Source organism: Streptomyces recifensis (assembly GCF_002154615.1).
Lineage (GTDB): Bacteria > Actinomycetota > Actinomycetes > Streptomycetales > Streptomycetaceae > Streptomyces > Streptomyces griseoluteus.
On record NZ_MUNH01000139.1, the window covers coordinates 1 to 6,581 of the forward strand.

General features: G+C 71.0%; 9 protein-coding genes. 3 read left to right on the top strand and 6 right to left on the bottom strand.

The window, feature by feature from the left end; genetic code table 11:
- On the bottom strand, window positions 1-447 hold a 447-nt coding region (locus tag CCN33_RS09160; protein WP_140394492.1), incomplete at its 3' end, for a GNAT family N-acetyltransferase.
- Between the two features lie 315 nt (window positions 448-762).
- Between CCN33_RS09160 and CCN33_RS09165 the strand changes: the two genes are divergently transcribed.
- Window positions 763-1,968, top strand: coding sequence for a globin domain-containing protein (locus CCN33_RS09165; protein WP_086693033.1), 1,206 nt, complete (start codon window positions 763-765; stop codon window positions 1,966-1,968).
- A gap of 10 nt (window positions 1,969-1,978) precedes the next feature.
- Here CCN33_RS09165 and CCN33_RS09170 read toward each other — a convergent pair whose 3' ends face one another.
- The 5 genes from CCN33_RS09170 to CCN33_RS09190 form a co-directional block, all read right to left on the bottom strand.
- A complete protein-coding gene (locus CCN33_RS09170; RefSeq protein WP_086693035.1) occupies window positions 1,979-2,461 on the bottom strand; it encodes an NUDIX domain-containing protein in 483 nt (160 codons plus the stop codon).
- An 89-nt stretch (window positions 2,462-2,550) separates the two neighbouring features.
- Window positions 2,551-3,456: a LysR family transcriptional regulator gene (locus CCN33_RS09175; RefSeq protein WP_086693037.1), complete on the bottom strand. Its 906-nt coding sequence runs from the start codon at window positions 3,454-3,456 to the stop codon at window positions 2,551-2,553.
- A 194-nt stretch (window positions 3,457-3,650) separates the two neighbouring features.
- Complete coding sequence (locus tag CCN33_RS09180) at window positions 3,651-4,808, bottom strand: cystathionine gamma-lyase (RefSeq protein WP_086693039.1); 1,158 nt, start codon at window positions 4,806-4,808, stop codon at window positions 3,651-3,653.
- Window positions 4,805-5,296: a low molecular weight protein-tyrosine-phosphatase gene (locus CCN33_RS09185; RefSeq protein ID WP_086693041.1), complete on the bottom strand. Its 492-nt coding sequence runs from the start codon at window positions 5,294-5,296 to the stop codon at window positions 4,805-4,807. Before CCN33_RS09185 ends, CCN33_RS09180 begins: the two co-directional genes overlap by 4 nt.
- A 7-nt stretch (window positions 5,297-5,303) precedes the next feature.
- On the bottom strand, window positions 5,304-5,681 hold the full coding sequence (locus tag CCN33_RS09190; RefSeq protein ID WP_086693043.1) for a phage holin family protein: 378 nt from the start codon (window positions 5,679-5,681) through the stop codon (window positions 5,304-5,306).
- Between the two features lie 60 nt (window positions 5,682-5,741).
- On the opposite strand from CCN33_RS09190, the gene CCN33_RS09195 reads away from it, so the two are divergent.
- Window positions 5,742-6,059, top strand: a complete 318-nt coding sequence (locus tag CCN33_RS09195; RefSeq protein WP_086693045.1) for a cupin domain-containing protein — start codon at window positions 5,742-5,744, stop codon at window positions 6,057-6,059.
- A gap of 130 nt (window positions 6,060-6,189) precedes the next feature.
- Window positions 6,190-6,402: a DUF5326 family protein gene (locus tag CCN33_RS09200; RefSeq protein ID WP_086693046.1), complete on the top strand. Its 213-nt coding sequence runs from the start codon at window positions 6,190-6,192 to the stop codon at window positions 6,400-6,402.
- Window positions 6,403-6,581 lie beyond the last annotated feature (179 nt).

Sequence of the window (6,581 nt, forward strand, 5' to 3'; positions counted from 1 at the left end):
CGTCGGTACCGACGGCTCCGATCCGGCCGGCGTGAAGTGCCCCGTGAGCATCTCGGCCTGACCCACGGTCTTGAAGCCGATCTCCTCGTAGAGCGGGCGCCCCAGGGGGGTGGCGTGCAGGGTCAGGGGTGTGCCGTCCATGGCCGCCACGACGTGCCGCATCAGGCGGCGTCCCACGCCCTTGCGGGAGTGGCGCTCGGCGACCAGGACCATGCCGATCGCGCCCAGTTCCACCCGCTGTCCGGACCCGTACTCCGTGACGACGCACGCGGCGACGAGGCCACCGTCGGGGTCGTCGATGCCGTAGCCATGGCCGGCGGTGAGCAGCAGGCCCCATTTGTGTTCCTCGCGGGGCCAGCCCCGGTTCTCCGACAGATCGGCGCAGGCGGTGAGATCGCGGTGAGTCAGACGGCGGATGGGCAGCGCGGCGAGTGAAGAGATCGGCACGCGGGTCAGGCTGTCCGAACCCCACCCCTCACGTCCACCGGATTCGGAGACCTCTTACCGGTTCCGGCCAGATTCTCCGCTCGGGGCAAACCACTGACGGCCAGCGCCGTTTCACGTGAAACGTCGACCTGCCGTGGCGGCCAACAGCGTAATCGGACGAAGCCCGCCAGAGCCGTCTTTCCGGGTAATGGGACGCGATACCGGCCCACGGTGCCATGCTGCGGAACGAGTGCTGCGGTCCCCCTCCCCGGCGGGGATCACGCGCTTCCGAGGGGGAGAGCGCAGACCGCCGCAGGAGTGCGAGCGAGGGCACACATGGAAGCTCCGGCCACCCCATCGGGGGACGACGGCACGGCAGACGGCGTCGACCGACATCCACGGCACGCAGCCGCGCCCTCCCGTGCGCAGACATCCTGGGACGCGCTGCTCATCCGCCGCACGCTGGCGGAGATCGCGCCCTTGGCCGACAGGGTGACCTCCTACTTCTACGCCCTGCTCTTCGTCCGCCACCCGGAACTGCGCGCCTTGTTCCCGCCGGCCATGGACACCCAGCGGGACCGGCTGCTGCGTGCCCTGCTCACCGCGGCAGAACACATCGACAACACCCCGGTACTCGTCGATTACCTGCGCAACCTCGGCCGGGGCCACCGTAAGTACGGCACCCGGCCCGAGCACTATCCGGCCGTCGGCGCGTGTCTGATCGGCGCCCTGAGCGCGTACGCCACCCACACCTGGAACCCACAGATGGAAGCGGCCTGGGGCCGGGTCTACGCGACCATCTCTCAGGTCATGATTGAGGCCGCCGAGACGGACGAGCGGGAGGCTCCGCCCTGGTGGCATGCAGAGGTCGTGTCCCACGACCTGCGCACCCCCGATGTCGCCGTGATCACGCTGCGTCCCGACCAGCCGTACCCCTTCCTGGCCGGGCAGTACGCGAGCGTCGAGACGCCCTGGTGGCCGCGAGTGTGGCGGCACTACTCCTTCGCCTCCGCGCCCCGCCCCGACGGCCTGCTCACCTTCCATGTGCGGGCGGTTCCGGCGGGCTGGGTCTCCCATGCCCTGGTGCACCGCGCCTGCCCCGGTGACCTGGTGCGTCTCGGGCCGCCGGTCGGTTCGATGAGCGTCGACCACGACACCGACAGCGGCCTGCTCTGCCTGGGCGGAGGCACCGGCATAGCCCCGATCAAGGCCATGGTCGAAGAGGTCGCCGAGCACGGCGCCCGCCGCCCCGTCGAGGTCTTCTACGGCGCCCGCAACCACCACGACCTGTACGACATCGACACCCTGCTCCGGTTGCGGCAGGCCCACCCCTGGATGTCCGTCCGCTCGGTCATCGACCGGGAGGACCGCCGTCTGCACGACGCCGTGCGGGCGAGCGGCCCCTGGCGGGACTACGACGCCTATCTCTCCGGGCCGCCGGGCATGATTCGCAGTGGTGTCTCCGTGTTGCAGGCGCTCGGCGTACCGGCGCCCCGCATACGCCATGACCCCGTCGAGGACCTGGTGGTCACCGGCTCCTGAGCGGCCCGGGTCAGCCGAGGTCGGGGGCGTGCATCGCGCGTACGCCCTCGATGTTGCCGTCCAGATAGTGCCGCAGCGACAGCGGCACGAGGTGGACGGAGGCGATGCCGACCCGATTGAACGGGATGCGGACGATCTCGTACTCCCCGGCCGGCTCCTCCACCTCGGGGCCGTGGCGGAGCGCTGGGTCCATGGACTCCAGGCGGCAGACGAAGAAGTGCTGGACCTTGACGCCGGTTGCCCCGCCGTCCTCGCCGATGTGCTCCACGGTGTCCACGAAGCAGGGCACGACATCGGAGATCTTGGCGCCGAGTTCCTCGTACACCTCGCGGTGCAGGGCGTCGACGACGGTCGGGTCCTCGGGCTCGACCCCGCCACCGGGGGTGACCCAGTAGGGATCGACGCCGGGCTTGGTGCGCTTGATCAGGATCAGGTCGTCACCGTCCAGCAGAACGGCGCGGGCGGTGCGCTTGACCACGGGTCGGACGGTCATGGGAACAATGTGGCCCGGCCGGTTCCACGTGAAACATCGGGGGCGGCCCCGGACTGATCGCGGGGAGACATTCGCGGAGGAATACCCGCTCAGCACCACCGTAAGGCGGCCCGCTGGAGCCACTCGTGTGCCCGCGCGACATGCGGCAGCGCCAGCGAGCCGGTGCGCACCACCAGGAAGTAGGTCCGCAGCGGCGGCACGGCCGGGTCGTGCAGTTGGACCAACTCGGCCCGGTCGAGGGCGGGGGCGCACAGATAGCGGGGCAGCACCGCGAGACCCGCCCCCGAGGCGGCACAGGCCAGCACCGCGCGCAGGTCCGGCACGATGACCGTCCCCGAGGCGCCCGGACGGGTGTCGAACACGGAGGCCCAGTAGCGCGAGACGAACGGCAGCGACTCGTGGACCTCGACCACGGGGAGGTTCTTCAACGCGGCCGCTCCCGTCCCCCGCAGCGCGTCCGGCTCGAGCCGCTCGGCCCAGCGCGGGGCGGCGACCAGCACATGCTCCTCGTCGCAGAGCGGGCTCGCGCTCAGCAGGGCGCCGCGTGGCCGGAGCGTACTGATGGCCAGCTCGTGGTGGCCCGCCGCCAGCCCTTCCAGGACCTCCTCCGCCGTGCCGAAGGAGGCGCGGAGGGCGAAGCCCTGGCCGTCGGCGCCGGTCAGCTCCGTCAGGGCGGGCAGGGCCCGCTCGGTGGTGAACTCCGGGGGTCCGGCCAGGTGCAGGGTGCGCAGCGAGGACTCGTCGTCCAGGCCGCTCTCGGCTATCTCGACCAAGGCGTCGAGATGGGGCGCGGCCTTGTGGGCCAGTTCGTCCCCGATGGTCGTGGGGGTCACCCCGCGTGCCTGACGCAGGAAGAGGGGACGGCCGAGCTGGCGCTCCAGCGTGCGGATCTGGGAGGTGACGGCGGGCTGGGAGAGGCCCAGCAGCGCGGCGGCGCGGGTGAAGGAGCCGGCCCGGTGCACGGTGACAAAGGTCCGCAGCAGGGCCAGGTCCATGGCGGGGCCCCCTTTCCCTGCCTCCTCGGGCAGGCCGGGCAGGCCCCAACTATAAATAAGTCGATAGGTCTCTGTCGTTACCGTGATTGGACACTGACGCAGAGTCAACTAACCTTGTTCGCGCGGTTCTTCGCGCGCGGAACCGGGGACGGTCCGAGCCACGAGGGGGGAGGCTCGGACCGTCCGCACCGCTTTCAGCCGGCGGACCCGGCGGACTTGTCCAGGGCCCGCAGCACGTCCGCCACGAGGTCCTCGGCGTCCTCGGCCCCGACCGACATGCGGATGAACCCGTCCGGCACCGCGTCTCCGCCCCAGCGGCCGCGCCGTTCGGCCGTGGACCGCACTCCGCCGAAGCTCGTCGCGTCCTCGACCAGCCGCAGGGCCTCAAGGAACCGCTCGGCGCGCTCGCGCGTGGGCAGCGTGAAGGAGACCACGCATCCGAAGCGGCGCATCTGCCGCGCGGCGACCTCGTGCGACGGGTCGTCGGGCAGCCCCGGATACCGCAGGCCGGAGACCTCGGGACGGCCGCGCAGCGCTTCGGCCACCGCCAGTGCCGTGGCGTTCTGCCGGTCGACACGGAGCGGGAGCGTGGCGATCGAGCGGTGGGCGAGCCACGCCTCCATCGGGCCGGGGATCGCCCCGACGATCTTCCGCCAACGGCGCACCGCGTCCATCGGCTCACCCGCGCGGCCGACGACGTACCCCAGCAGGACGTCGCCGTGCCCGCTGAGCTGCTTGGTGCCGCTGGCCACGGCGAAGTCGGCGCCCAGCTCCAGCGGACGCTGCCCGAGCGGCGTGGCGAGGGTGTTGTCCACGGCCACCAGCGCCCCGCGGGCGTGGGCCTCCTCCACCAGCCGCCGGATGTCGCACACGTCGAGGCCGGGATTGGACGGCGACTCGATCCACAGCAGCTTCGCCCCGTCGAGCACGTCGAGCTGGGCGTCACCGCCGGTGGGCGCCGTGCGCACCTCGATGCCGAACGCCTCGAGCTGGGCCCGGGCCAGGGGGAGCGCCTGGTAGCCGTCCGAGGGCAGCACTACCGTGTCGCCGGTCTTGAGCTGGGAGAAGAGCACGGCCGAGATCGCCGCCATGCCGGAGGCGAACACCAGCGTCTCGGCGGCGTCGGCGCCGGGCGCCTCCAGCTCGCCGATGGCCCGCTCCAGCAGGGTCCACGTGGGGTTGCCGTCGCGGCCGTAGGAGTACGGTCCGCTCACCTCGCCGGGCAGGTGGAAGTGCGCGGCGAAGACCGGCCCCGGCAGGGTCGGCTCGTGCTTCACCGGCTCGGGAAGGCCGGCGCGAACGGCGCGCGTGCCGTCGCCGGGGGAGTCCGGGTGCGCGGCAGTGTCGTTCATACGGGCCGTTCCTCCAGATGTTCGCGTACGGAGTCGAGCAGTCCGGCGCTCGCCGCCTCCACCATCTCAAGGCACTCCTCGAAGCCGTCGCGGCCCCCGTAATAAGGGTCCGGGACATCGAGGTCGGCGCCGGCCGACGGGTCGTACGAGCGCAGCAGGCGCACCTTGCGGGCGTCCTCCTCGGTGGGGGCGAGGCGGCGCAGGGCCTTGAGGTGGCCGGTGTCGAGGGCGATCACGAGGTCGAGGCGGCCGAACCAGGACGGCTGGAACTGCCGCGCGATGTGCTCGGTGCCGTAGCCGTGCTCGTCGAGGACCGAGACGGTGCGCGGGTCGGCGGCGTCGCCCTCGTGCCAGCCGCCGGTGCCGGCGCTGTCGGCCTCGATGAGGCCGTCGAGCCCGGCCTCGGCGACGCGCGCCCGGAAGACCGACTCGGCCATCGGGGAGCGGCAGATGTTGCCGGTGCACACGAAACAGACGCGGAAGGCCATGACCGGATCAGTCCTCGTCGGGCAGGACGAGGTTCAGCGCCCAGGAGACGACGGAGATGATCAGACCGCCGAGCACGGCCGTCCAGAACCCCTCCACGTGGAAACTCAGGTTCAGCTGCCCGCACACCCACGAGGTCAGCAGCAGCATCAGCGCGTTGACGATCAGGGTGATCAGGCCGAGGGTCAGGATGAACAGCGGAAAGGTGAGCACCTTCACCACCGGCTTGACCAGAAGGTTCACCAGCCCGAAGACCAGCGCGACCACGATCAGCGTGCCGACCTTCTTGCCCGTGCTGTCACCGGTGAGGGTGATCTTGTCGAGGAGCCACACGGCGACCGCGAGGGCGCCCGCGTTGGCGATCGTCTTGACTAGGAGATTCTTCATGTGTCTGATCGTGGCAGACCAGGATCAGAGTGGGCGGCGCGGCAAGGGCGGACAACGGCGATGAAGGTATTCCGGCTGGACGATCTGGAGGCGGAGCGCGCCGCGAACGACGGGGCCTACCTCCAGTTCCTGCGGGAGCGGAACATGTCGGTCGGTCTGTACGCGCTCGACGCCGGGTCCCACGACCCCCAGAACCCCCACTCCCAGGACGAGGTGTACTTCGTGGTCAGCGGCCGGGCCTCGGTCTCGGTCGGCCTGGAGACCACCGAGGTCGCGCGGGGCAGCGTGGTCTACGTGCCCGCCGGGGTGTCCCACAAGTTCCACCACATCAGCGAGGATCTGCGGGTCCTGGTGGTGTTCTCTCCCCCCGAGGGCTGAGGGTCGGGTCTCAGGGTTCCCTAGGGGATGGATCAGGGGACGACAAGGGGTGCGAGACCCCCACGGAGGCTCTCCCCGGCCCTAGCATCGAAGCGGGACATCAAGAACCGCTAGCGCAAAGGACAGGGCGATGCGAGAGATCTTCACGGGCTTGCCGTGGTGGGTGAAGTGGGTCGCGGTGCCGGTCATCGCGCTGGTGGTGTTCGGCGGCCTGATAGCGGCCGTGGTCGGCTTCCTGATCGGCCTGTTGTTCAAGCTCCTGCTCTTCGTCGCTCTGGTCGGCGGACTCATCTACGTGGTGCGGAAGTTCACGGCGGGCTCCTCCTCGCGCGGCGACTGGTGACGCGCGGGGGCGACGGGGAGCGGAACACGGGGCGGTAACACGGAACGCCGGTTCCCTCGGGGGAGGGAAGTTTCCCCGGCAGGCCGTCCACGCGCGGTGGCGGACGGTTAGAGTCCGGAACTCCCGTGGGGCCCCGAACCCCACGGGCGGCACACACCCCACCCGTGTCCACCCCGCAC